Raw genomic sequence first — 247 nt, 5'->3', positions numbered from 1 at the left:
AGTAAGTGTAGCAGTAACCGAAGAAGTATTTAAACAATCATCAGTAGCCGTATATGTTACTTGAATAGTTCCACCAGCACCACAAGTTGTAGCTAGGTTAGTGAAAGCATAATCAGAAGTAATAGTTACATTAATATCATCCGCACAAGCTTGAAGTTCTGCTATATTATCAGCATTCCAAGTATCTGCTAAAGTTTGGTTATTATCACCATCACATTCTATCGTTTCATCTACTACATTACAAGCA

1 protein-coding gene is annotated in these 247 nt (G+C 35.2%); it reads right to left on the bottom strand.

Going from position 1 to position 247, the window contains the following annotated elements:
* A partial coding sequence (locus tag ACVCZW_RS19430; protein WP_452233238.1) for a hypothetical protein occupies nucleotides 1-247 on the bottom strand: 247 nt, incomplete at both ends.

Source organism: Lacinutrix sp. MEBiC02595, from assembly GCF_053601555.1.
Note: the sequence above shows the minus strand (reverse complement) of the source record. Positions and strands in the feature narration are given on the sequence as shown.